Below are 22,227 nucleotides of genomic sequence, written 5' to 3' on the forward strand. Positions count from 1 at the left end.
CCAGTAAGACACCAAAAGCCGCGCTATCATGCGCGGCTTTTGCGTTTGGCCGTCTGGCATCTTGACGGCTTCTCAGCCATCAAGGTTGCGGCGCTCCCTGCGCGAACGGAGAAACACCATGCAGATCGAACCCTTCGGCGTTGAGCTTTGGATGAACGAATGGGAGACCAAATGTGAATGGAACCTAGCCGAGACCTGCGTTGAAAGCCTGACCATTGATCAACTCCTCCAGCTCTCAGGCAAAAACGATGCGGATCTCTCTGATCTACTGACGATGAAAATGACCTATGGGGCGATTGAGGGGTCAGAGCGGCTGCGGCACGCGATTACAGGTCTTTATGGCAAGCAATCTGCGCAAAACATCGTGGTCACCCACGGCACCATTGGGGCCAACATGCTGGTGCATAAGACGCTGGTTAGCAGGGGTGATCAAGTTGTCGCTGTGGTGCCGACCTACCAACAGCATTATTCGATCCCTGCCAGCATCGGGGCTGAGGTGGCACAACTAAGACTGCGCGAAGAGGATGACTGGCAGCCCGATTTGGACGCGCTGCGCGACCTGATGACACCGCAAACCAAACTGATCGCCCTCAACAACCCGAACAACCCGACCGGGGCGTTGATGGATCAGGCATTGCTGGAACAGATCGTGGTGATCGCCAGAGAGGCAGACGCTTGGATCCTCTGCGATGAGGTCTATCGCGGCACGGATCAGGCCGATGAGGGGCTGACCGTTTCAATCGCGGATCTCTACGAGAAGGGTATCAGCACGGCAAGCATGTCCAAGGCGTTTTCGCTTGCCGGATTGCGTTTGGGCTGGATTGCCGCGCCGGAGAACCTGATCGAAGACATCATGATCCACCGGGACTATGACACGATTTCGGTAGGGATGATCGATGACCATTTTGCTACTCTGGCCTTGGAAAATAAGGCGGCAGTGCTGGCGCGCAGCCAACGGATCACGCGCGGCAACCTGTCGATCCTGTCCGATTGGGTGGATGCAGAGCCGCGCATAACATGGATCAAGCCAAAGTCCGGCACGACTGCGCTTTTGAAGTACGATGCGCCAACACCCTCGCGCCAGTTTTGCATTGATCTGTTGGAAAGCTCCGGCGTCTTACTGACACCGGGGTCTGCCTTGCAGATGGAGGGGTATCTGCGCATCGGCTATGCCAACAATCCCGACATCCTGAAGGAAGGGTTGTCACGCATGTCCGCATTTCTTGCGAAGCTGACGTGAAACGCTAGTTGCCAGCCTTCACATTGACCTGTTCGCCTTCCAGCACCTTCACTTCGCGCTGTGGGAACGGAATGCTGATGCCGTTTTCCTCAAACGCGTCCCAAAGGGCCAGGAACACATTGCCGCGGATATTGGTCAGACCACCGGTGGGGTCCCGTATCCAGAACCGCAGGATGTAATCTACCGAACTGTCGCCGAACCCCACGATGTGGCAGACGGTCGGGCGGTTCTTAAGAACGCGATCCACGCTTTGCGCGGCCTCAATGGCAATGCGCCGTACCTCATGCGGGTTGTCGTGATAGGCGGTGCCAAAGTTGATGTCGAGGCGGACAAAGTCGTTGGAATGCGACCAGTTGACCACCTGCCCGGTGATCAGGTCTTCGTTTGGGATCAGATATTCGCGCCCGTCGCGGGTGACGACCGACACGTAACGCGCACCCAATGAATTGATCCAGCCAAAGGTATCCCCAAGGCTGATCACGTCGCCGGGTTTGATGGATTTATCCAGCAGAATAATCACGCCCGAGACAAGGTTTGAAACCACCTTTTGTAGACCAAAACCAAGGCCGACACCGATGGCGCCGGACAGGACCGCAAGCCCGGTCAGATCGATCCCAAGCGCGCGGACACCAAGAAAGAACGCGGCTCCATAAAAGGCAATCTGCACGCCTTTGACGATCAGCACTTGCATGGAGGGGCTGATGTCTTCGTTTGATCTGATCCGCGATGCGGTGGTTGTGGTAAAGAACCGCGCAAGCGCGATCAAAACGCCGAGGATGACCAACCCCTGCACAAGCAACAGCAAGGAAAACCGGATGTCGCCGATCTGGAAACCAATACTATCAAGAAGCCGTTCGGCCTCTTCCAGAAGTCCCAATATCTGCAAAGTGGCCCAAGTCCACGCCCCGTAGCGGACCATTTTGCGCAGAAGCGGGCTTTTGATAAGGCGTGTGCCAAAGACAATGGCCAACCATGCAAAGGCAAGTGTGCCGATGATGCTCAACAGGTAACTGCGGCTGTTCCATGTGTACTCGCGCATGGCATAGATCACCGCCCAGATCAGGACGACAAAGAAGATAGCGCGCAGCCGTTGATGGACCACGACTAGAATGCGCATCCGCCACTTGGGCCAATTGGCCCGCGCGCCCATCCAGGCCCGGATGCGCGGGCCCAGGATGGCCCGCAGCACATGGGCCACAAAGAAAACACCTAAGGCGATCAGCAGTTGATAGAAATTCCACGGGCGGAACATGCTCTCGACAAAAACCTGCCCTTGCGAAAACAGATCACTGCCGATGCTGATCACCTCATCTAATGGCGCCTCAGCTGCATCATTGTCGGGAGTGCTTTCGTGAATGGCCATTATGGTCCTGAGTGGTTCGTTCTATCGGAAGGGTCGCATGGGGCAGGGGGTGTAGGCAAGCGGCGCAATTCTGCCACTCAGAGGGCAGATTTAGGGGGTTTGGTGCTCTTTTCTTGTTTGGATCGCTGTCTCGGGCTAACAATTTTGTAACCATCATTCCGGGAAAGAGCCGATCATGGATATGACCATTATTTTGTTACTTGTCGCGTCCGGCGCACTCATCGTGCCGTTCATTGGCGGAGATGACGATGATGATGCGGAAAACAGAGACGAAATTCGCGGCACGTTGGGTGATGACGATCCGCTAGATGGGACGGATGGCAATGACTCTATCTTTGGATTTGACGGTGACGACACTATCAATGCTGGCGCCGGTGTTGACTTTATTAACGCAGGTTTAGGCAACGATACAGTCAATGGCGGCGATAACCGCGACACAATCGAAGGCCGTGCAGGTGACGATACGCTGAATGGCGAGGGCGGCAACGACGAGATCAGGGGCGGCGCTGGCAACGATACCATTGATGGAGGCTACGGCAGTGACGTTGTGCGCGCCGGTCGTGGTGATGACGAAATTTCCGGTGGGTTTGGGGCGCGTCTGATCGGCGGTGAATTGATCAATGCAACGGATCGTACTGACACGTTGCGTGGTGAAGGTGGGTCCGATACCATCTACATGTGGGGCGGTGGTGGTCTTGCATCCGGAGGGTTGAGCAGCGATGACCCCGTCGACAATGTGGACGAAAAGGACACGCTGATCTTGGTCACCGGCGAAGGTGAATTGCGTGACGATCAGGGTACCACGGATTTCTTTGCTCTCGCCAATCTGGACAACGATGAAGAGACATTTGCGACCATTACGGAATTTGATCCATTTGAGCATCGGATGATCTTGACGATTGATGCGGCGGGCATGCCGCCGACGACGGCCGGTGTTGATTTCACACTGGAGCAAACAACGATCAATGGTGTGAACGGCGTCCTTGTCACCGCCGTGCTTGATGATCCGACATCAATCGATGACGACGACTATGAAGCGTCCTCTGCATTTTTCCGTGGTTTGGTTCTCACGTCGATTGACCCGGACGATCTGGATATTGAAGTTGTGATGACGAATGCCGACGATACCGATTATTTCCTACCGGAAGACACGGTTGAAGTGGTGAACGGATTGATCCCGGCCAACCCTGCGACATAAAGCCGTGTCAGGTACTTTCCGTGCCTGCCCTTGCAGCTATGCGCCTGCCTGTGTATCTGATCCTCTATGAAAAAGGTTTTTGACATGGATGATCGCGCACGGCTGCCTTGGCGGTTCTTTGGTGCGCGTGGCACGATCCTAGCCCGCGGATAAATTTAGCCGTTTCCGCACGCCTGACGACCACTGACATTTTGATACGGGAGAGGACAATGTCCCCCAAAACGCTCTATGATAAAATCTGGGATGCGCATGTAGCCCATGAAGCCGAAGACGGCACTTGCTTGCTGTATATCGACCGCCATCTGGTTCACGAAGTGACCAGCCCGCAAGCCTTTGAAGGGCTGCGCATGGCAGGCCGCCAGGTGCGCGCGCCCGAAAAGACCATTGCGGTGCCAGACCACAATGTGCCCACCACACCGGGCCGTGACGACCCAAAAAACATGACCGAAGATAGCGCCATTCAAGTGGCCGCCCTGGATACCAACGCCAAGGAATTTGGCATCCACTACTACCCTGTTTCCGATGTTCGTCAGGGTATCGTGCATATTGTAGGCCCAGAACAGGGTTGGACATTGCCCGGCATGACCGTCGTTTGTGGTGACAGCCACACGGCGACCCACGGTGCCTTTGGTGCTTTGGCCCACGGCATCGGCACGTCTGAGGTAGAGCATGTTCTGGCCACGCAAACGCTAATCCAGAAGAAATCCAAGAACATGAAGGTCGAGATCACGGGCAAACTGCGCCCCGGCGTGACCGCAAAGGACATCACCCTGTCTGTCATTGGTGCAACTGGCACCGCCGGCGGCACAGGATATGTCATTGAATACTGTGGTGAAGCGATCCGCGATCTGTCCATGGAAGGCCGCATGACGGTCTGCAACATGGCGATTGAAGGTGGTGCACGCGCAGGGCTGATCGCATCCGATGAAAAAACCTATGAATATTGCAAAGGTCGCCCACATGCGCCGAAGGGCGCGGCTTGGGAAGCAGCTGAGGCCTATTGGAGAACGCTCTATACCGACGAAGGCGCGCACTTCGACAAGGTTATCACGCTGAAGGGCGAAGACATTGCACCGGTTGTGACATGGGGTACGTCACCAGAGGACGTGCTGCCAATCTCAGCAGCGGTGCCCGCTGCCGATGATTTTGAAGGTGGCAAGGTTGGTGCGGCGCAGCGTTCGCTTGACTATATGGACCTTGAGCCGGGTACGCCCTTGTCCGAGATCAGTATCGACACGGTCTTTATCGGCTCTTGCACAAATGGCCGGATTGAAGACCTGCGTGCAGCAGCGGCCATTCTCAAAGGCAAGAAAAAGAAAGACGGGCTGCGCGCCATGGTCGTGCCCGGTTCCGGTCTGGTCCGTGCGCAAGCCGAAGAAGAAGGGCTGGCGCAGATTTTCATTGATGCCGGTTTTGAATGGCGGCTTGCAGGCTGTTCTATGTGTCTGGCGATGAACCCCGATCAGTTGGCGCCGGGTGAGCGGTGTGCGGCGACGTCAAATCGCAACTTTGAAGGCCGTCAGGGTCGGGGCGGACGCACCCACCTGATGTCACCCCAGATGGCAGCTGCAGCAGCGATCACTGGCAAACTGACCGACGTTCGGGAGATGATGTAATGCAAAAGTTCACAAAACTCAGCGGCATCGCCGCACCGATGCCTTTGGTCAACATCGACACTGATATGATCATCCCCAAGCAATTCCTGAAAACAATCAAGCGCTCAGGTCTTGGCGTGAACTTGTTTGACGAGATGCGCTATGATGATGACCGCAATGAAGTCGCGGATTTTGTGCTGAACAAGCCACAATACCGCGAGACCCAGATTTTGGTGGCTGGCGATAACTTCGGCTGTGGATCATCGCGTGAACACGCACCTTGGGCCATTGCGGATTTCGGGATCACCTGCGTGATCGCGCCGTCCTATGCCGATATCTTCTATAACAACTGCTTCAAGAACGGCATTTTGCCGATTGCTTTGCCGCAAGAGCAGGTCGATGTGCTGATGAAGGACGCTGAAAAGGGTTCAAACGCCCGGATCGAAGTGGATCTGGACGCGCAGACGATCACATCATCAGATGGTGAGGTCTTCAGCTTTGAGGTTGATCCGTTCAAAAAGCACTGCCTGATAAACGGCCTGGATGACATTGGTCTGACCATGGAAAAGGCCAAGTCCATCGATAGTTTCGAAGCACAGGCCAGCGCCGCTCGCCCTTGGGTGTAGCCAAGTCAGAATAAGAACAAAGGGCCGCGCCTCAACCTAGGTGCGGCCTTTTGCGTTCCTGCTACTGTCTGCGAACGGTCGGCAAATTTACTACATTCGGTTGCATTCGTGCATCACTCTTTCCACAAAGCGTTCCCGGTGCGCGGTTTCACGCTTCTGTTTATTGATGCGTCCAAACTGATTGCGCAGTATATTACCAACAATAAGAATATGACGCCGATCATGGCCACACGGACGAATTTACCGTGTGACTTGTCTGCTAGGCCTTAAGAGGGATAATACGCATTGCTGACGCGACTGCCCGGAGCAATTGTCAGAGCCATCATGGTCATAATGTTGATCGTGCTGCCATATGCATTGTTGCCAAGCAGCAGCGGCAACAGCACGCAGATTGTCACCCTTGTGGCGATCTTTGGCGCTTTGTTCACCATCGTTGAATATAGCTCGAAAAGCCCAAGTCTGGTTGAATTTCGCGACGCCCCCCCGTTCAATCGGGTCCGCTTCTCGGCGCTTTTCGCTACTGTTTTTTGCCTTGCGATCATTTTTCGCGGCGGCGATGCGCCATCGGCGATGTCGGCACAGTTTCAGGCAAGCGGGTCGCAGATCGGGCAGGCAATTGATTTCCCCTATTCGCCTGTGCGTCTGATGGTGCTGATGATGCCTGATGGCACTGACCCAGAGGTGATTGCGCGCCTGCGCGATGCCGCAGGCCTCAGCTATCTTGTGGCGGTGTTTTCGGTGATCTGGTTTGTCATCCTGTTGCGCCTTTATCATTGGCCGCGCCGGACAGAGGCGTTCAACGTCTGGATCAACCTGCCCACATTTGACCCCACAGCGGGCGGTGATGTTGTCAAACGCCTGCAAAGGGACGGTCGCGTTAACATTATCTTAGGATTTCTGCTGCCCTTCTTTGTTCCAGCGGTTGTGAAAATGGTAGAGCGTCTGGGCACGCCCATCAATCTTGACAATCCGCAGACCTTGATCTGGACGGTATCTGCATGGGCCTTCTTGCCAGCCAGTATTCTGATGCGCGGTGTCGCCCTCAGCCGTGTGGCGCAGATGATCCTGTTGCAACGCGAGAAATCGCACGATCGCACCGCTGGGCGCGCTGGCCCCTTCTGATTATTATGCTTGCCGCTGGTGCGGCATCGGCTGACACCTATCGCATCGCGACATTCGCAGCACCGCTCAGCCGTGATGGGCCGGGCTTGTTATTGCGAGATCTGATCAAAGGCGAAGACGCTACGGTCAAGGCAACCATTGACGTGATCGCACACATCGCCCCAGACATTCTGGTCCTGACGGATTTTGACTATGATCTTGATGGCGCCGCACTCGCCTTGTTTGCCGATAGGTTTGGTGCGCAATTCCCGCATCAGTTTGCCTTGCAGCCCAATTCAGGCATGCCAACGGGGCGGGACATTGATGCCAATGCCAGGTTGGGTGATGCCCGCGACGCGCAGGGCTTTGGGCGTTTTGCCGGTGATGGCGGCATGGCGATCCTATCACGCTTTCCGATCCTGACCGAAGATGTCGTGGATCATTCAAAACTGCTTTGGGCCGACCTTCCGGGTGCGATTTTGCCGCAAACGGCGGCCGGGCCTTTTTTTGATGAGGGCACGTTGGCCATTCTCCGACTGTCTTCGACAGGGCACTGGATTGTCCCGGTTACCTTGCCGGACGGCCTGCCGGTTTCGCTGCTCGCTCACGCGGCGACGCCACCTGTCTTTGATGGTCCTGAGGACATGAATGGCCTGCGCAACCGTGATGAACTGCGTCTTTGGCGGGCGGTGCTGGACGGCAGGTTTGGCACGGCACCGTCAAGTTTCGTTGTTGCGGGCAATGCCAATCTTGACCCATCAGGCGGGCAGGGGTTCTCTGAAGCTATGGCCGGTTTCCTGTCCGACCCACGTTTGCAGGATCCATTGCCCGGTCAGGCGACGGCTGATTGGCCTGACGATGATGCGGGTAATCTGCGGGTCAGTTATGTTCTGCCTTCACGCGATTGGACAGTGACCGACGCGGGCGTTTTTTGGCCCGCGCCGGATGATCCTCAGGCGGCGCTATTAGGTGACGATGGGCTGGCGGCTGGGGTTCACCACCTTGTTTGGGTGGATATCAGCCGGTAGGCCTGCCAGCATGACCTCATCCAAAGGTGTGGCAATGAAACCTGGCAGCAGCCGTTTGAATTTGGCGGCGCTGATCTGATGCGGCATCTCGTAAAGGTAACGCATCTCGCGCATCTCGCGGGCCAGTTCCCAGAATGGCGCCAGCACGGTCATGATGGCCCAGGGAAAGCGCGAAATCTTGATTTGGCGCCCCATCTTTGCCTGCACAGCCGCCTGAAGCGTGTTGATCGTGAAGGCATGGCCCGGAAAAGGCACGTCTTCAAACGGTGCCAGCACACTGCGCTTTTCGGCCAGTTGGACAGCCGCGCGGGCCCAATCGGGAACATAGGCATAGGCCTGCAATGTGCCCGGGTCTGATGCCGACGTAAGCGTGCCCTTGGCGATGTTGCGCATCACCAGCATGCTCATGATATCGCCATTGCCTGCGGGGTCGATGAAGTTGCCAGCGCGTAGGACGATTGTGGGCACACCAGCGGCGCGATAGGACTCTTCCATTTCAATACGCACGCGGCCCTTTTTGGTAAGTGCATTCTGCGGGGTCGTTTCGCCCAAGACCCCCGGCTGATCACCATAATTGTAGACATTGCCGGGGATGATCACGGTTGCGCCGCTGGCCTGCGCGGCGGCAATCACCTGACTTGTGATTTCGGGGATCGTGCGTTCCCAATCATGATAGGCAGGTGGGTTAAGCCCGTTAACAATCACATCCACGCCTCTAGCCGCGGCGACCATATCGCCTGAAGTGCGGTCGTACTGCCGGACTTCCCAGCCTGCATTCCAAAATGCATCAGTGGCACGGCTGCCGATCTTGCCGGACCCACCGAGAATAAGAACTGTCTGTCGCATCTGATTGCTCCTTCATTTGCGCATGAGGGATAGATGAGCCAAGCCTGCTATTAAATAAATTGTATGATTGTGCAGATCATGTATTCATAAATGAATGGAAAAAACGCTCGACGCTTTGGATTGGTCATTGGTGCAGGCGTTCCTTGCGGTTGCAGAGACAGGTAGCCTGTCAGGGGCTGCGCGGCAGTTGAGCACAAGCCAACCGACCCTTGGACGGCAGATCAAGGCGATGGAGGCCCAGCTTGGGGCCGAGTTGTTTCGCAGGCAACCGCGCGGATTTGCGCTGACCCAGACAGGTGCGGAACTGGTGACCCCGGCGAAGGCAATGCAGAACGCGGTCCGCCAGATTGCGTTGACGGCTGCCGGGCAGCAGGCGCGTTTGGATGGCACCGTGCGCATCACCGCCAGTGTTGCGACATCGGCCATGCATCTGCCCCCGATCATAGCCAAGATACGCAGACTTGAACCGCAGATTGCCATTGAACTGGTGCCCAGCGATGACAGCCGCAACCTGCTATTTCGCGAAGCGGATATCGCTGTACGGATGTACCGGCCAACCCAGCTTGATCTAGTGACCCAGCATATTGGCGACATCGCATTGGGGGTGTTCGCGGCGAAAACCTATCTGGCCGAACGGGGCACGCCATTGTCACTTGCCAGCATCGCTGATCATGATGTCGTGGGCTACGACACCCATACCCACATCATCGACGGCATGGCCCTTGCAGGCATTCATGTGGACCGGAATCGGTTCAAAGTGCGCTGTGATGACCATATTTCCTATTGGGAACTGGTGCGCGCAGGGTGTGGGATCGGGTTTGCACAGACAAACATCGGGCGCCGCGACCCGCTGGTGGATGAATTGATGAAGGATATTCATATCCCGCCACTTCCCATTTGGCTGACAGCACATGAAGCCATGCGTCAAACGCCACGTGTGCGCAGGGTCTGGGATCTGCTCGCAGAGGGGTTGAAGCCCTTGGTATCTTGAACCCAGCGCCCCATCGCGCTAGGGCCTGTTCAACCTATTCAAGCAAGGACGTGACCCATGGCTAACCCTTCCCTTTTGATCCTCGCCGGCGACGGTATCGGCCCCGAAGTTATGGACGTGGTGAAGCGGATCATCAGTTGGTTCGGCGACAAGCGCGATCTGACTTTTGATGTGTCTGAGGATCTGGTGGGTGGTGCCGCTTATGATGCGCACGGCGTGCCGCTGCATGATGACACGATGGCCAAGGCGCAAGAGGTGGACGCGGTTCTACTGGGGGCCGTGGGTGGCCCAAATTATGACGATCTTGATTTCAGCGTAAAGCCAGAGCGCGGCCTGCTGCGCCTGCGCAAAGAGATGGACCTGTTCGCCAACCTGCGCCCTGCCCAGTGCTTTGATGCGTTGGCCGATTTTTCCTCGCTTAAGAAGGAATTGATCGCTGGTCTTGATATCATGATCGTGCGCGAACTGACTTCTGGTGTTTACTTTGGTGAACCCCGCGGCATCCATGTTGAGGACAACATGCGCGTTGGGATCAACACCCAACGCTACACCGAAGCCGAGATTGAACGTGCGGCCCGTGCTGCATTCGAACTGGCCAAGAAACGTGGCAACAAGGTCTGCTCAATGGAGAAGGCCAATGTCATGGAGAGCGGCATCCTGTGGCGCGATGTGGTCAATGAAGTGCATCAGGCGGACTACGCCGATGTCGAGTTGAGCCATATGTACGCCGACAATGGTGCCATGCAGTTGGTCCGCGCTCCTAAGCAGTTTGATGTGATCCTGACGGATAACCTCTTTGGTGACATCCTGTCTGATTGCGCGGCGATGTTGACCGGCTCGCTCGGCATGTTGCCATCAGCGTCTCTGGGCCTGCCGATGGCCAATGGACGGCCCAAGGCGATGTATGAACCGGTCCACGGCTCTGCCCCTGACATCACAGGTCAGGGCAAGGCGAACCCCATTGCTTGCATTCTGTCTTTCGCCATGGCGCTGCGCTATTCCTTTGACCAGGGTACTGAAGCGGACCGTCTGGAAACTGCCATTGAAAAGGTTCTGGCGGATGGTGCTCGTACGGGCGATCTGATGGGTCCAGAAGGCGGCACACCGCTTAGCACGACAGAAATGGGTGATGTGATCCTTGCTGCGTTGGATGCGAGCCTTTGAAACGGGGCGTAGCCCTCGGTGTGGTAGCGGTCGGCGTCGGCGCGCTTGCTGCATTGGGTGGTTGCGAAATCGTGGCGGTTGGTGCGCTTAACCTGATTGAAACCACCCGGTTCACTGTGGACGGTGAAACCCTCTACATGAGCGGTGAAATCAATAGCAAGACGGATGAGCAGTTTGCTGCAGTCATTGCAGCGAATCCTCAGATCACAACGATTGTTGAATGTGATGTGCCGGGTTCGCTGGATGATGACACGATGATCCCGCTGTCCTATCAGGTCCGCGCGCTGGGCCTGAACACGCATCTGACTTCGCACAGCCAAATCGCCTCTGGTGGGGTGGATTTCTTCCTTGCAGGTGTCGAACGCACCATGGAAGCTGGCGCCCAGATTGGTGTGCATTCGTGGTCTGATGGCACCAGCGAGGCCAAAGACTATCCGCGTGACGCCCCTGAGCATGAGGCGAACCGCAAATACATCGCTGATATGCTGGGCGATGATGCGTTCTATTGGTTCACGATCTACGCAGCCCCTGCGGATGACATTTATTGGATGCGCCCTGATGAGATCGCCGAATACGGCATGCTGACGGCCCCTGTGACGCACGATAGCGCCTACGTCTGCCCATCTGAGTCCTGAGCGAAAAGGAAAGATCATGTCACCCAATGTCAAAGGTGCTTTGTTCGCGCTGCTCGCCTTTGGCATTTTCTCGACCCATGACGTGGTGGTGAAAATTCTGGGCGGGATCTATTCGCCATTCCAGATCGTGTTTTTCAGCGTTTTGCTCAGCTTCCCGCTTGCGATGATCATGCTGATGCGCGACGGCAAACCGGGTACATTGGTGCCCGTGCACCCTTGGTGGTTGGCACTGCGCACGGCCGCCGCCTCGGTCACCGGGGTGAGCGTTTTTTACGCATTCTCGGTCCTGCCCTTGACGCAAGTCTATGCCATCGTTTTTGCCACACCATTGCTGATCACCATCCTTGCGATCCCGGTTCTTGGCGAAAAGGTGCGGTTGCGCCGTTGGATGGCTGTCTTTGTCGGGCTGGCGGGCGTGATGGTTGTTTTGCGGCCCGGCCATACGGACCTGACACTGGGCCACCTCGCCGCCTTGGTTGGAGCATTTGGCGGGGCCTTTGCATCCATCGTGGTGCGCAAAATCGGGGCCGTGGAACGGCCAGCCGTCATGCTGCTTTATCCTATGATGGCCAACTTTATCCTCATGGCCTGTGCGTTGCCCTTCGTCTATGTGCCCATGCCGATTGAGCATCTGGGATTGCTTGCCGTCATCGCGACCTTTGCATGGTTTGCCAGCCGCCTTGTGATTGCAGCCTATCAGTCCGGTGAGGCCGCGATCATCGCGCCGATGCAATATAGCCAGATCATCTGGGCTAGCATCTTTGGCTATGCGTTCTTTGGCGAAACCATTGATCGGCCTACGGCGATTGGCGCGGCCATTATCATCGCCAGCGGCATGTATATCGTGCTCCGTGAAAGCCTTGCCGGCAATTCCGAGAACACGCCCGTGTTGCGCACCCGGTCGCGGGCAGAGACGGGCACAACCCCGCGAATGTCACTGATGATGCGCGTGGCAGGGCGCACGCCGCCGCGTCAGGACGACTGACGCGCCTCAGGTGGGGCAAAGCTGTGTGCATCGGCCCGGTTCCAGCGTTCGGTAAACCCGTGATCATCACCGGTGCCTTCCAGCAGAAACCCTTCTGGCATGTAGGTGTAGACGTCATTGGCTTCGGTCATGGTCCCGTCGCCACGCCGTGCCATGAAGTGATAAGGCAGGAAATCACACGGGTTTTGCAATCCCGCGGCCCCCGCCATTTCGCCCAGCGCCTTGAGCGTGTTGTTGTGAAAGCGCGCCACCCGCTGGCTTTTGTCGCCCACGTTCAGCGCCTTCTGGCGCAGCGGATCTTGCGTGGTGACGCCCACGGGGCAGTGATTGGTATGGCAGGCCTGCGCCTGAATGCAGCCAATGGCGAACATATACCCGCGGGCAGAGTTGCACCAATCCGCCCCCAGCGACAACGCATGGGCGATATCAAATGCACTGACCAGTTTGCCAGCGGCCCCAATCTTGATCTGATCCCGGACACCTGCACCGCGCAGCGTGTTATGCACAAAGCTAAGGCCTTCAACCATCGGCATGCCCATGTGGTTTGCAAATTCCAACGGGGCCGCACCGGTGCCACCCTCAGAGCCGTCGACGACGATAAAATCCGGGATGATCTTCGTTTCCAGCATCGCCTTGACCATGCACATAAATTCGCGCCGGTGGCCGATGCAGAGTTTGAAGCCAACAGGCTTGCCGCCGGATAGGTCGCGCAACTGACCCAAGAACTGCATCATCTCCATCGGGCCGCTGAACGCGCTATGGGCGGCGGGCGAGACGCAATCGACACCCATCGGGATACCACGTGCCTCTGCAATTTCCGGTGTGATCTTGGCGGCAGGAAGCATGCCACCGTGGCCGGGTTTGGCCCCCTGGCTTAGCTTCACTTCAATCATCTTGACCTGATCAAGGGCTGCACGTTCAGCGAATTTGTCAGGGTTGAAACTGCCATCATCGTTGCGGCAACCGAAATAACCAGAGCCGATTTCATAGATCAGATCGCCCCCGCCTTCGCGGTGATAGCGGCTAATCCCACCTTCGCCTGTATCATGGGCGAAGCCCCCAATCTTGGCGCCTTTGTTCAGCGCCGAAATGGCATTGGCCGAGAGCGAACCAAAGCTCATCGCGGAGATATTATAAAGCGACGCCTTGTAAGGCTGCTTGCAATCCGGGCCGCCAACGGTGACGCGAAAGTCGCTGTTATCAAAATGTGTAGGCTCAACCGAATGGGTCAGCCAGTGATATCCGGCCTCATAGACCCGCTCTTGCGTGCCGAAAGGGCGCTTGTCCTCCGCCCCTTTAGCGCGCTGGTAAACAAGCGAGCGTTGTTCCCGGCTGAAGGGTTGTTCGTCTTGATCGCTTTCGATCAGGTACTGGCGAATTTCGGGGCGGATTTTCTCGAACAAAAACCGGATGTGCCCGATAATGGGATAGTTGCGGGTGACGGCGTGGTGGTCCTGACTGATGTCGCGCAGGCCGACGAGTGTCACCAAAGCGAAAATCACAAAGAGGACAAAGACCCAAGGCGCCCAAAACCCGACACAGAATGTAATAACGGCCAAAACGGCCACAATCACCAGCGTTGCATATCGCTGCAACGAGATTAATTCACGCAAAACTATCCCTCCGTTATCAGGCTTACCTTAGGGTGCTGATTTGGATAGCGAAAGATAGTTTATATGAGGTCAAAAATCGGCTGTGACGCCGGGCAAATCAAGCGCTTTGATCAATTCGCGCAATTCCTGCCGGGCAGCAACATTTGAGATGTTCATCCCCTTCACCCCAATGTCGCGCAAGTCCAACAATGTCAGGCCCCGCGGAAAGAGTTCGCGGAAAATCACCCGCTCATTGAAACCAGGAGCAGTACGAAAGCCGATGCGTTTGGCAAGTTTGGTGATGACGCGCTGCATCTTTTCCTTGTTCACCATAGCCTGCGCGCCCATGCGGTTGCGCACCACGATCCAGTCGATGGGCTTCAGGCCGGCTTGACTGCGCAACTGCCGCGCATTCCAGACCATTTCGGAATAGACCGAAGGCCCCGTGATCTCTTCGCCGTCACTGTCCACATGGGCCAGCAGATCGAAATCAACAAAACTGTCGTTGAGCGGGGTAATCAGCGTATCGGCCAATGAATGGGCAACCTGGCTCAGCCGAGTATGCGAGCCGGGGCAATCGATGAGGATAAAATCGGCAGATGATTCCATCTTGGCCACGGCCATCGAAAGCCGGTGATCATAGGCGTTTTCGCCCGGCTTCAGCGTCGTTTGGTCAATCTCGGGCAGGTCGTGATAGGCAGGGGTCGGCAGGTCGAGGCCTTTGCTGGCCAAGAACGATTGCCTATTCTTGATGTAACGCCCCAGTGTTTTCTGGCGCAGATCAAGGTCCAGCGTGCCAACCTTATGGCCCATACGGGCCAGCGCCGTTGCCACATGCATCGAGACCGTAGATTTGCCTGCACCGCCTTTTTCGTTGCCGACAACAATTATATGCGCCACTGCATGGCCCTCACCATTTATGTCTTTGTACCACTATATGATGTGGCCTGCATGGATGAAAGCACGAGGCGACACCGAGCGCGTTCTTTTTCGCGCCGTCTTGACAGATGGCCTGCGAAGGCGCATGTGCCACCTAACCGACGCAAGCTGCCGCGTGAGCAGAGCGAGACGTACAGTCTGTCGCAAGGCGTCGTTTAAACTTCAGGTTCCCACATCACGCAGGGGTCCCGCGCCACATCGGCGCCCGGACAATGCGGTCTTGGCTGTCAGCATATTGGCGCAACCTTGCACGGGTTCACGGCCTTTATGCCATGGGCCAAATGATATGTGCGGGCCAGATGCCCGCAAGAAATAGGATATCCATTCATGGATTTTGACATGCTGGGCCTCGCGCCCCGATTGATTAACGTACTCAAAGAACAAGGGATCACTAATCCCACCCCGATTCAAACCCAAGCCATCCCGCACGCCATGAATGGCCGCGACGTGATGGGCCTTGCGCAGACGGGCAGCGGCAAGACTGCGGCCTTCGGTCTGCCAATGATCCATTCGCTGATGAAAGCGGGTGTAAAACCCAACCCGAAAACATCGCGCGGTCTCATCCTCGCGCCGACGCGCGAATTGGCCAAACAAATCGCCGACAACCTCACGGCCTACACCAAAGGCAGCCACCTGAAAGTGGCGCTGGTCGTGGGTGGGGCTGGGATCGTGGCCCAGACGAAACGTCTGGCTGGTGGTGTCGACCTGCTGGTTGCAACGCCCGGTCGTTTGATTGACCTGCTGGATCGCCGCGCTGTGCGGTTGGACGAAACTATCTATCTGGTCCTCGATGAAGCTGACCAGATGCTCGACATGGGCTTTATCCACGCGTTACGCCGCATTGCGCCGCTGCTGGCCAAAGATCGCCAAACTATGATGTTCTCGGCCACGATGCCAAAACTGATGGGCGAATTGGCGGGTACGTACCTGACCGACGCCGTGCGCGTGCAGGTGAACCCTCCGGGGCAGGCGGTGAAGAAGATCAACCAGTCGGTGCATTTCGTGGCACAAGCGGCCAAGACCGACCTGTTGGTGGAATTGCTCGACAAACACCGTGATGAGCTGGCGATTGTTTTTGGCCGGACTAAGCACGGCTGCGAGAAGCTTTATAAGGTGCTTGAGAAGAAGGGCTTTGCGGCTGCTTCCATCCACGGCAACAAATCCCAAGGGCAACGGCAACGCGCGCTAGAGGCTTTTAAGGCGGGCAAGACCCGCGTGCTTGTGGCAACGGATGTTGCGGCGCGTGGGTTGGACATTCCCGATGTGCGGTTTGTCTATAACTACGACCTGCCGAACGTCGCTGAGAACTATGTTCACCGGATTGGGCGTACCGCGCGCGCCGGGGCCGATGGCAGCGCTGTGGCGCTGGTGGCACCAGATGAAATGATCGAATTGCAGGACATCGAGAAGGCGATGAAGGAGAATATTCCTGTCGCCTCTGGTCGCCCTTGGGAAATTCAACCCGGTCAGAAAAAGCGGCCCAACGGTGGCGGCGGTCGTCGCGGCGGCGGCGGCGGTGGCAATCGCGGTGGTGGGCAGCGCGCTGGCGGCAATCCGGGCGGCGGTCAGGGGAAACCTGGTGGGCGTCGTCGCGGTGGCGGCGGTGGCCGTGGGCGTGGAAAGACGGCGGCGTAGGGCGATCAGAGTTTTGAAAAAAACTCTGCCCCAAAATCTTTGAAGATTTTGGTGTCACCCGTATTTGCGAAACGCCTCCATCTCAACGGCGAGCCTCATGTGAAGTTCTGAAAGGCGGGTCATTTCGGATTTGCGCTCCGCCTCATCCGTCAGGGTTTTGAGCTTGTCCTGCGCCTCTAGTATCTGGCGGCGCAGCACGACAACAGGCGACTTCGCATCCGCCTCTTGCATCATTCGGTGCAGCACGGCGTTTTGCGGATCATCCAGATGTGCCAAAGGCTTGCCCGCACCGGGCAGGTCTTTGAATTCACCGCGTCGTTCGGCGTTTTCCACAATCTGATCGATTAAACCGCGTAGCGGGTGGTCCATGGCATGCCCCTTTCATTGCCATGAATATAGGCACGCAGTCGCATTGCCGCAATTCAGGTGGCAAAGCTCTTGGCAGAGATTGCGATATCGCCCCAGCGATCCTCGGCAACGCCTTCAGCGGTCTGCGCGCAATGAACCACCCATTGCGCACCTGCTGCATATTCCAGTTTGATGGGGTGAATGGGACGTGGATTGGGCGAGGTGTGCGCCAGCACCACCTTGTTTTGGTGGCGCACCGCGCGGGCCAACGCAGTAACGCGTGGATCATTGTCGGTTGATGGCGCATGGCTCAATTCAAACCTGCTTTGCGCCTTGGCAATCAGATCACGGATCGTCTTGGACTGGCTTTCTATCAGCTTTCCAGCGGCGCGACGCGCGGCCTGCATCCGTTCAATTTGTGCCAGAGCAGGGTGGGGGTTGGCCAGCAATAGCCCAATCGCCTCGGCCTCATCCTCGGTCAAGGCTGTCAGCTTTGTGCGATACTCAAACCCCAACTCTATCCCTCCAAGAGCACCTTGATGCACAATCACGGGCAGCCCAGCTTCGGTCATGGCATCCAGATCTCGGAGGATCGTGCGTTGTGAAACTTCAAGTTCATCCGCCAAGGCCGCACTGGTCATCCGCCCCCGGTTCTGCAGCAAAAGCAAGCATTGCAATAATCGGGCACCGCGCATTTTTCGTGATCCATATATGACATTAGATGTCATATATGGGGCGATAGTCAGTGCAAAACGTCAAGGAGTTTTGCATGCCGCAGGTTGAAGTCCAACGCCATATCAATGCGTCGCCCGTGCAGGTCTGGGCGGTCCTGACGGACCGAACAACACTTGTCAATGGTTCTTTCGGGATCACCCGGCTGGAAGGAGATATCGCACCAAATGCCCGTCTGGCCCTTTATACAGAGGTCGCCGGGAACAGGACATTCAAGCTTCGGGTGACAGCCTTTGATCCGGCTCACAAGATGGTCTGGCAAGGGGGGATGCCGCTTGGGCTCTTTGCCGGTACCCGCAGTTTTACCCTTGCCGAAACAAACACCGGGACGGATTTTCATATGAAAGAGGTCTTCACTGGTCCACTGGCGGGGATGATTTGGAAATCCATGCCCGATCTGCAACCGTCATTTGATACATTCGCCCAAGCGCTAGAGCAGCACGCAACAGGAGAGACCTGATGAACACAGTGACCTATGGCACAGGTGAAGCAGACGATCCCTGGACCTTGAAAACACCCCCATTGAGTTCGGAATTTCAAGTTTGGCGCAAACCGGAAAGTGACCCACCCGCGGTGTTGGTTCAGGTGGGCAAGACGCAGTTGTCCTATCAGTTGCGCGCCATTGAAGACGCGCATGCCTGGCTGCTTGAGGTAGGCGACTGGGTTCCGCTGGGCAACGCCGACGAAGGCAAGCCCGTCAAGGAGGGCACGTTAGAGGCATGGGCGCGATCGGACGACAACCCGGTCGGCGGCTACTATGGGTTACGCAAAGGCTATCGCGGCCGGTTTGCGAACTACGTGGGGCCAGTGTTGGAACTGCTGGGGTTGGCCGAATTGGAACATAACGCGCGCAACAATCGCATCCGCGCAATTGCAAAAGACTAACCCGCCGATCACTGATCTTCTGTCAAAACAGGCGCGGTTTGAAATCCGTTTCGCCAGATAACAAGACAGAGGACCGGATGGTCAAATGTCGTCATCGCGTGGGGTTGGTTGCTTGCATGAAATGACGTCATTCCAGGATGCAAAATTTGCGGGGCCTCACCATCCTTCGCAAAACTGGCCTGCCCCGCGAGCACAAGATAGATTTCTTCACCGGGGTGGTGATGCCACGGATAATGCAGATGCGGCGGCATATAGACCGCCCACATCCACAGGCTTTCGCTGGTAAACGGCCCGCCGTTTCCAATGATGGAATAGCAACCAAAGCGATCAAGGAAATCCTGCCCGATATGCGTGCCTTTGTAGGTTTCACGCCATTGGGCTGTGGCCCCGACCGCAATGATGGCATCGCGCAGGTCGGGATACTGCGTGGTTGCTAACGCGGTTTCACTGGCGAGAAGCGCCGCCGCAGGGATGGAGTGCGGATCAACGGGCTGCGGGATGACGTCATGCGGAAACGCCGCAAATGCGCGCGTGTCAGGGTGATCGTCATACGCCATGCGAGCGAATTTGAGCAGTACGTCCTGATCTGAGGTCGGCTGATACATCGTTTCCCTCGTGCCGGTGATGTCACCTTGAAATGACCGCGAGGCGATGGCTGTCCTGAAAACGACTTCTGGCTCAGGCTGCTGCACGCCAAAGACAAACGCAAAACGCCGCCCCCTTGGGGCGGCGCTTGTAATCCGTAGGGTGGGTAAAACCCACGCAGGTCTTAGAAACCCAGACCGGCGTATTTGTTCTTGAACTTGGACACACGGCCACCAGCGTCCATCAGACGGGTGGAGCCACCGTTCCATGCAGGGTGAACGGATGGATCAATATCCAGCGCCATTGTGTCGCCTTCCTTGCCCCATGTGGATTTCATCTGCACCACTGTGCCGTCGGTCATTTTGACGTCGATGATGTGATAGTCGGGATGCGTATCTTTTTTCATGATCGTAATCCTTACGCTTCGGCGCCCTTAGGCGCTTTGTAGTTAGTAACCTCTGCGATACGTGCGGATTTACCGCGACGCGAACGCAGATAGTACAGCTTGGCGCGACGCACGCGACCACGGCGAACCACGGTGATGCTGTCGATGTTGGTGGAGTGCAGCGGGAAAACACGCTCCACACCTTCGCCAAAGGAAATCTTGCGCACTGTGAAAGATCCGGCAATGCCTTTGCCGTTCTTGCGGGCGATGCACACGCCTTCGTAGTTTTGCACACGGCTGCGCGTGCCTTCGGTCACTTTGTAACCGACGCGGATGGTGTCACCCGCTTTAAAGTCGGGGATTGTGGCCCCAAGTGCGGCGACTTGTTCCGCTTCGAGTTGTGCGATCAGGTCCATCTGAAACGCTCCTTTAAAATGCTTGCGGTTATCCGCAATGTTTCTTTCGTGGCTCAGAGCTCTGCGTCGTTACCGGGTCCAGTTGCCTGCCCGCCAGAGATGCGTCATCATTTCTTTGTTGTGGTTGTCCGGCCTGACTGGTGAGGACTGCACCAACGAAGGTGCTCTCATGATCCAGTTGGTTCCATAAACCAACACCCGGAATCAGCAAAGCTGACCGGGAATGCTGCCGTATAAGCGCACAAGGGTAGTGGATCAAGTGGTTTTGGGGCGTCTGACGGGGCGATTGTTGGGGGTGATGTGGTTCAGTGCGCCGTCGCCGTAAGATTGGGTGACTTCAGAGATCACAACGTGAAATCCGCCGTACCATCTTTCGTACTGTTTCTTGGCTTCAATGTGCGATGGATGCGCCGAGAACGCCTTTAGAGCGGCCTGATTGTCCCAGTAGTACATGGAATTTCGCGTTTTTCGGTCTTCACTGAACCAGTTTTCCTTGCCCAAAAATCCGTCGGTGTCCTCGGCTGCTTGTGCAATCAGCTGGTCTAACCGGAAGAATTCATCATCCAGATCGGTTTCTGTGAAAATGAAGCTGGCCGTGAGCACTACTTTTCCTTCTGCGCCAACTTGTGCGCCGCCCAAAGATCATGCCGCCGATCTCGTGTGATCTTCTCTGACATTTCACGTCGCCATTTGGCGATTTTAGCGTGGTTACCTGACAGCAGTACATCGGGTATTGAATGGCCCTCCCACTCAGCGGGTTTGGTGTATTGTGGGTGCTCTAGTAACCCCGAAGAAAAGCTTTCTTCGACCGCACTCTCTGCATTCCCCAACACACCCGGCAGCAAGCGCACGGTCGCATCGATCATCGCCTGCGCTGCAATTTCGCCCCCGGTCATGACAAAATCACCAAGGCTGACTTCTTGAATGCCAAAGTGTTGCAACACCCGTTCGTCGACACCTTCAAACCGGCCGCAAAGCATTGTTACCCCGTCCATACGCGCCCAATTGCGCGCCATGGCTTGATCGAAACGCGGGCCGCGCGGTGAAAGATAGACCAAAGGGGCAATGCCCTTTGTGCCGCTGCGGGCATCTTTGATCGCTTTTTCAAGCACATCGGCACGCAGCACCATGCCAGCGCCGCCACCAGCGGGGGTGTCATCGACATTGCGATGCTTGCCGATGCCATAGTCGCGCAGATCGTAGGTCTGCAATTGCCACAAACCATCCTGCAACGCCTTGCCAGTCAGGCTTTCGCCCAACACACCGGGGAAGGCTTGCGGAAACAGCGTGATGATCTGTGCGGTCCACGATCCGGCAATATCCGGCGTGTCTGTCATCAACTCACGCGGTTTCAGCGTAGGGCGGACGGCGATGCGGCCTGCGGATCTTGGTGGCTTGCTCAAAACAACCCCTCTGGTGGGTCGGCAATAATGCGCCCGCTGGTCAGATCAACGGTGGGCACTGCGGCTTGGGTGAAGGGCAGCAGAACGGTGTCAGACGCGCCGGGCACGATAACTTCGAGCAGGTCACCCGCGCCATGGTCCATAACGTTCTTGACGGTGCCGAGCGTTGCGCCACCGGCATCCAGCACGGTGAGGCCGATCAGATCGTTGTAATAGTATTCGTCGTCGGGCAGCGAAGGCATAATACTGCGATCCGCATAGAGGTTCACATTGCGCAGGGCGTCAGCGTCCTCTTTGGTCACAACGCCATCAAAGCGCGCGGTAAAACCGTTCTTTAACTGACCTGTCAGAACCACCTGCGCAAAGGCCCGCCCATCTTCGGCATAAAGCGGGGTGTACTCTGCAATTGCTTGGGGGTCGGCACAATAGGACTTCAGGCGCACTTCGCCCTGAACGCCAAATGCGCCTGAAATAGCACCAACAATGACACGATCATTCATTCGCTCAAATCCACTCCGACGCAGATGTTTTCAAC

The 22,227-nt window shown here is 56.6% G+C and carries 25 protein-coding genes; 13 read left to right on the forward strand and 12 right to left on the reverse strand.

Annotated features, from left to right (window positions below; translation table 11 throughout):
* The first annotated feature begins 118 nt into the window (after window positions 1-118).
* A complete protein-coding gene (locus DHN10_RS03525) occupies window positions 119-1,240 on the forward strand; it encodes an aminotransferase (protein WP_108813839.1) in 1,122 nt (373 codons plus the stop codon).
* Between the two features lie 4 nt (window positions 1,241-1,244).
* On the opposite strand, the gene DHN10_RS03530 is transcribed toward DHN10_RS03525, so the two are convergent.
* The gene (locus tag DHN10_RS03530) at window positions 1,245-2,603 is read right to left on the reverse strand and encodes a mechanosensitive ion channel family protein (RefSeq protein WP_108813840.1); all 1,359 of its coding nucleotides are present in this window, start codon (window positions 2,601-2,603) and stop codon (window positions 1,245-1,247) included.
* A gap of 175 nt (window positions 2,604-2,778) precedes the next feature.
* Here DHN10_RS03530 and DHN10_RS03535 point away from each other — a divergent pair, with 175 nt between their 5' ends.
* From DHN10_RS03535 to DHN10_RS03555, 5 genes are all read left to right on the forward strand, one after another.
* Window positions 2,779-3,801 carry a calcium-binding protein gene (locus DHN10_RS03535; RefSeq protein ID WP_108813841.1) on the forward strand — a complete coding sequence of 341 codons (1,023 nt, stop codon included), beginning with the start codon at window positions 2,779-2,781 and terminating at the stop codon, window positions 3,799-3,801.
* 209 nt (window positions 3,802-4,010) lie between these two features.
* Window positions 4,011-5,417, forward strand: a complete 1,407-nt coding sequence (leuC, locus tag DHN10_RS03540; protein WP_108813842.1) for a 3-isopropylmalate dehydratase large subunit — start codon at window positions 4,011-4,013, stop codon at window positions 5,415-5,417.
* Window positions 5,417-6,022: a 3-isopropylmalate dehydratase small subunit gene (gene leuD, locus DHN10_RS03545; protein ID WP_108813843.1), complete on the forward strand. Its 606-nt coding sequence runs from the start codon at window positions 5,417-5,419 to the stop codon at window positions 6,020-6,022. The genes leuC and leuD overlap by 1 nt, the downstream gene beginning before the upstream one ends.
* Window positions 6,023-6,346: 324 nt before the next feature.
* The gene (locus tag DHN10_RS03550) at window positions 6,347-7,144 is read left to right on the forward strand and encodes a hypothetical protein (protein ID WP_108813844.1); all 798 of its coding nucleotides are present in this window, start codon (window positions 6,347-6,349) and stop codon (window positions 7,142-7,144) included.
* 5 nt (window positions 7,145-7,149) lie between these two features.
* A complete protein-coding gene (locus tag DHN10_RS03555) occupies window positions 7,150-8,151 on the forward strand; it encodes an endonuclease/exonuclease/phosphatase family protein (protein WP_108813845.1) in 1,002 nt (333 codons plus the stop codon).
* Here the strand turns inward: DHN10_RS03555 and DHN10_RS03560 are convergent.
* The gene (locus DHN10_RS03560) at window positions 8,089-8,997 is read right to left on the reverse strand and encodes an NAD-dependent epimerase/dehydratase family protein (RefSeq protein WP_108813846.1); all 909 of its coding nucleotides are present in this window, start codon (window positions 8,995-8,997) and stop codon (window positions 8,089-8,091) included. The genes DHN10_RS03555 and DHN10_RS03560 overlap by 63 nt on opposite strands.
* Before the next feature lie 94 nt (window positions 8,998-9,091).
* Here DHN10_RS03560 and DHN10_RS03565 point away from each other — a divergent pair, with 94 nt between their 5' ends.
* Genes DHN10_RS03565 through DHN10_RS03580 form a run of 4 tightly spaced genes read left to right on the forward strand, consistent with a single transcriptional unit; the run spans window position 9,092 to window position 12,772 of the window.
* Window positions 9,092-9,988, forward strand: coding sequence for a LysR family transcriptional regulator (locus tag DHN10_RS03565; protein WP_108813847.1), 897 nt, complete (start codon window positions 9,092-9,094; stop codon window positions 9,986-9,988).
* Window positions 9,989-10,045: 57 nt separating this feature from the next.
* Window positions 10,046-11,152: a 3-isopropylmalate dehydrogenase gene (leuB, locus tag DHN10_RS03570; RefSeq protein ID WP_108813848.1), complete on the forward strand. Its 1,107-nt coding sequence runs from the start codon at window positions 10,046-10,048 to the stop codon at window positions 11,150-11,152.
* Complete coding sequence (locus DHN10_RS03575; RefSeq protein ID WP_234416971.1) at window positions 11,149-11,787, forward strand: alpha/beta hydrolase; 639 nt, start codon at window positions 11,149-11,151, stop codon at window positions 11,785-11,787. The genes leuB and DHN10_RS03575 overlap by 4 nt, the downstream gene beginning before the upstream one ends.
* A gap of 16 nt (window positions 11,788-11,803) precedes the next feature.
* On the forward strand, window positions 11,804-12,772 hold the full coding sequence (locus tag DHN10_RS03580) for a DMT family transporter (protein WP_108813850.1): 969 nt from the start codon (window positions 11,804-11,806) through the stop codon (window positions 12,770-12,772).
* Here DHN10_RS03580 and DHN10_RS03585 read toward each other — a convergent pair.
* Both DHN10_RS03585 and DHN10_RS03590 read right to left on the reverse strand, forming a co-directional pair.
* Window positions 12,760-14,385 carry an FMN-binding glutamate synthase family protein gene (locus tag DHN10_RS03585; protein ID WP_108813851.1) on the reverse strand — a complete coding sequence of 542 codons (1,626 nt, stop codon included), beginning with the start codon at window positions 14,383-14,385 and terminating at the stop codon, window positions 12,760-12,762. The two genes, DHN10_RS03580 and DHN10_RS03585, sit on opposite strands and share 13 nt — an antisense overlap.
* A 69-nt stretch (window positions 14,386-14,454) precedes the next feature.
* Entirely contained in the window at window positions 14,455-15,264 is an 810-nt protein-coding gene (locus DHN10_RS03590) for a division plane positioning ATPase MipZ (protein WP_108813852.1), read from the reverse strand.
* A gap of 366 nt (window positions 15,265-15,630) precedes the next feature.
* On the opposite strand from DHN10_RS03590, the gene DHN10_RS03595 reads away from it, so the two are divergent.
* Window positions 15,631-16,938, forward strand: coding sequence for a DEAD/DEAH box helicase (locus tag DHN10_RS03595; RefSeq protein ID WP_108813853.1), 1,308 nt, complete (start codon window positions 15,631-15,633; stop codon window positions 16,936-16,938).
* Window positions 16,939-16,992: 54 nt separating this feature from the next.
* On the opposite strand, the gene DHN10_RS03600 is transcribed toward DHN10_RS03595, so the two are convergent.
* Both DHN10_RS03600 and DHN10_RS03605 read right to left on the reverse strand, forming a co-directional pair.
* Window positions 16,993-17,307: a J-domain-containing protein gene (locus DHN10_RS03600; RefSeq protein WP_108813854.1), complete on the reverse strand. Its 315-nt coding sequence runs from the start codon at window positions 17,305-17,307 to the stop codon at window positions 16,993-16,995.
* A 53-nt stretch (window positions 17,308-17,360) separates the two neighbouring features.
* Window positions 17,361-18,014 carry a helix-turn-helix transcriptional regulator gene (locus DHN10_RS03605; RefSeq protein WP_306419250.1) on the reverse strand — a complete coding sequence of 218 codons (654 nt, stop codon included), beginning with the start codon at window positions 18,012-18,014 and terminating at the stop codon, window positions 17,361-17,363.
* A 41-nt stretch (window positions 18,015-18,055) separates the two neighbouring features.
* On the opposite strand from DHN10_RS03605, the gene DHN10_RS03610 reads away from it, so the two are divergent.
* Window positions 18,056-18,478 (forward strand): SRPBCC domain-containing protein, encoded by a 423-nt coding sequence (locus DHN10_RS03610; RefSeq protein ID WP_108813856.1) that lies wholly within the window; start codon window positions 18,056-18,058, stop codon window positions 18,476-18,478.
* Window positions 18,478-18,903: a DUF6855 family protein gene (locus tag DHN10_RS03615; RefSeq protein WP_108813857.1), complete on the forward strand. Its 426-nt coding sequence runs from the start codon at window positions 18,478-18,480 to the stop codon at window positions 18,901-18,903. Before DHN10_RS03610 ends, DHN10_RS03615 begins: the two co-directional genes overlap by 1 nt.
* An 8-nt stretch (window positions 18,904-18,911) precedes the next feature.
* On the opposite strand, the gene DHN10_RS03620 is transcribed toward DHN10_RS03615, so the two are convergent.
* The 6 genes from DHN10_RS03620 to rimM form a co-directional block, all read right to left on the reverse strand.
* Window positions 18,912-19,508, reverse strand: coding sequence for a dimethylsulfonioproprionate lyase family protein (locus DHN10_RS03620; protein WP_159086899.1), 597 nt, complete (start codon window positions 19,506-19,508; stop codon window positions 18,912-18,914).
* A gap of 164 nt (window positions 19,509-19,672) precedes the next feature.
* Window positions 19,673-19,894: a 50S ribosomal protein L31 gene (gene rpmE / locus DHN10_RS03625; RefSeq protein ID WP_100369192.1), complete on the reverse strand. Its 222-nt coding sequence runs from the start codon at window positions 19,892-19,894 to the stop codon at window positions 19,673-19,675.
* Window positions 19,895-19,905: 11 nt separating this feature from the next.
* The gene (gene rplS, locus DHN10_RS03630) at window positions 19,906-20,289 is read right to left on the reverse strand and encodes a 50S ribosomal protein L19 (protein ID WP_055686448.1); all 384 of its coding nucleotides are present in this window, start codon (window positions 20,287-20,289) and stop codon (window positions 19,906-19,908) included.
* 255 nt (window positions 20,290-20,544) lie between these two features.
* Window positions 20,545-20,928, reverse strand: a complete 384-nt coding sequence (locus tag DHN10_RS03635; RefSeq protein ID WP_199910623.1) for an antibiotic biosynthesis monooxygenase family protein — start codon at window positions 20,926-20,928, stop codon at window positions 20,545-20,547.
* Window positions 20,892-21,692 (reverse strand): tRNA (guanosine(37)-N1)-methyltransferase TrmD, encoded by an 801-nt coding sequence (gene trmD / locus DHN10_RS03640; protein WP_108813860.1) that lies wholly within the window; start codon window positions 21,690-21,692, stop codon window positions 20,892-20,894. The genes DHN10_RS03635 and trmD overlap by 37 nt, the downstream gene beginning before the upstream one ends.
* The gene (rimM, locus tag DHN10_RS03645; RefSeq protein WP_108813861.1) at window positions 21,689-22,192 is read right to left on the reverse strand and encodes a ribosome maturation factor RimM; all 504 of its coding nucleotides are present in this window, start codon (window positions 22,190-22,192) and stop codon (window positions 21,689-21,691) included. The genes trmD and rimM overlap by 4 nt, the downstream gene beginning before the upstream one ends.
* Window positions 22,193-22,227 lie beyond the last annotated feature (35 nt).

The sequence above is a fragment of the Loktanella sp. Alg231-35 genome, assembly GCF_900143545.1.
In the GTDB taxonomy this organism is placed as follows: Bacteria; Pseudomonadota; Alphaproteobacteria; order Rhodobacterales; family Rhodobacteraceae; genus Yoonia.

Bases quoted from the DNA above. Each gene is read 5' to 3' on its own strand.
- DHN10_RS03615 (WP_108813857.1), top strand. From the start codon at position 18,478: ATGAACACAGTGACCTATGGCACAGGTGAAGCAGACGATCCCTGGACC.
- leuD (WP_108813843.1), top strand. From the start codon at position 5,417: ATGCAAAAGTTCACAAAACTCAGCGGCATCGCCGCACCGATGCCTTTG.
- DHN10_RS03610 (WP_108813856.1), top strand. From the start codon at position 18,056: ATGCCGCAGGTTGAAGTCCAACGCCATATCAATGCGTCGCCCGTGCAG.
- DHN10_RS03605 (WP_306419250.1), bottom strand. From the start codon at position 18,014: ATGACATCTAATGTCATATATGGATCACGAAAAATGCGCGGTGCCCGA.
- DHN10_RS03555 (WP_108813845.1), top strand. From the start codon at position 7,150: ATGCTTGCCGCTGGTGCGGCATCGGCTGACACCTATCGCATCGCGACA.
- DHN10_RS03550 (WP_108813844.1), top strand. From the start codon at position 6,347: ATGGTCATAATGTTGATCGTGCTGCCATATGCATTGTTGCCAAGCAGC.
- DHN10_RS03600 (WP_108813854.1), bottom strand. From the start codon at position 17,307: ATGGACCACCCGCTACGCGGTTTAATCGATCAGATTGTGGAAAACGCC.
- leuC (WP_108813842.1), top strand. From the start codon at position 4,011: ATGTCCCCCAAAACGCTCTATGATAAAATCTGGGATGCGCATGTAGCC.
- leuB (WP_108813848.1), top strand. From the start codon at position 10,046: ATGGCTAACCCTTCCCTTTTGATCCTCGCCGGCGACGGTATCGGCCCC.
- DHN10_RS03530 (WP_108813840.1), bottom strand. From the start codon at position 2,603: ATGGCCATTCACGAAAGCACTCCCGACAATGATGCAGCTGAGGCGCCA.
- rimM (WP_108813861.1), bottom strand. From the start codon at position 22,192: ATGAATGATCGTGTCATTGTTGGTGCTATTTCAGGCGCATTTGGCGTT.
- DHN10_RS03620 (WP_159086899.1), bottom strand. From the start codon at position 19,508: ATGTATCAGCCGACCTCAGATCAGGACGTACTGCTCAAATTCGCTCGC.
- DHN10_RS03580 (WP_108813850.1), top strand. From the start codon at position 11,804: ATGTCACCCAATGTCAAAGGTGCTTTGTTCGCGCTGCTCGCCTTTGGC.
- DHN10_RS03595 (WP_108813853.1), top strand. From the start codon at position 15,631: ATGGATTTTGACATGCTGGGCCTCGCGCCCCGATTGATTAACGTACTC.
- DHN10_RS03535 (WP_108813841.1), top strand. From the start codon at position 2,779: ATGGATATGACCATTATTTTGTTACTTGTCGCGTCCGGCGCACTCATC.
- DHN10_RS03565 (WP_108813847.1), top strand. From the start codon at position 9,092: ATGGAAAAAACGCTCGACGCTTTGGATTGGTCATTGGTGCAGGCGTTC.
- DHN10_RS03560 (WP_108813846.1), bottom strand. From the start codon at position 8,997: ATGCGACAGACAGTTCTTATTCTCGGTGGGTCCGGCAAGATCGGCAGC.
- rplS (WP_055686448.1), bottom strand. From the start codon at position 20,289: ATGGACCTGATCGCACAACTCGAAGCGGAACAAGTCGCCGCACTTGGG.
- DHN10_RS03525 (WP_108813839.1), top strand. From the start codon at position 119: ATGCAGATCGAACCCTTCGGCGTTGAGCTTTGGATGAACGAATGGGAG.
- rpmE (WP_100369192.1), bottom strand. From the start codon at position 19,894: ATGAAAAAAGATACGCATCCCGACTATCACATCATCGACGTCAAAATG.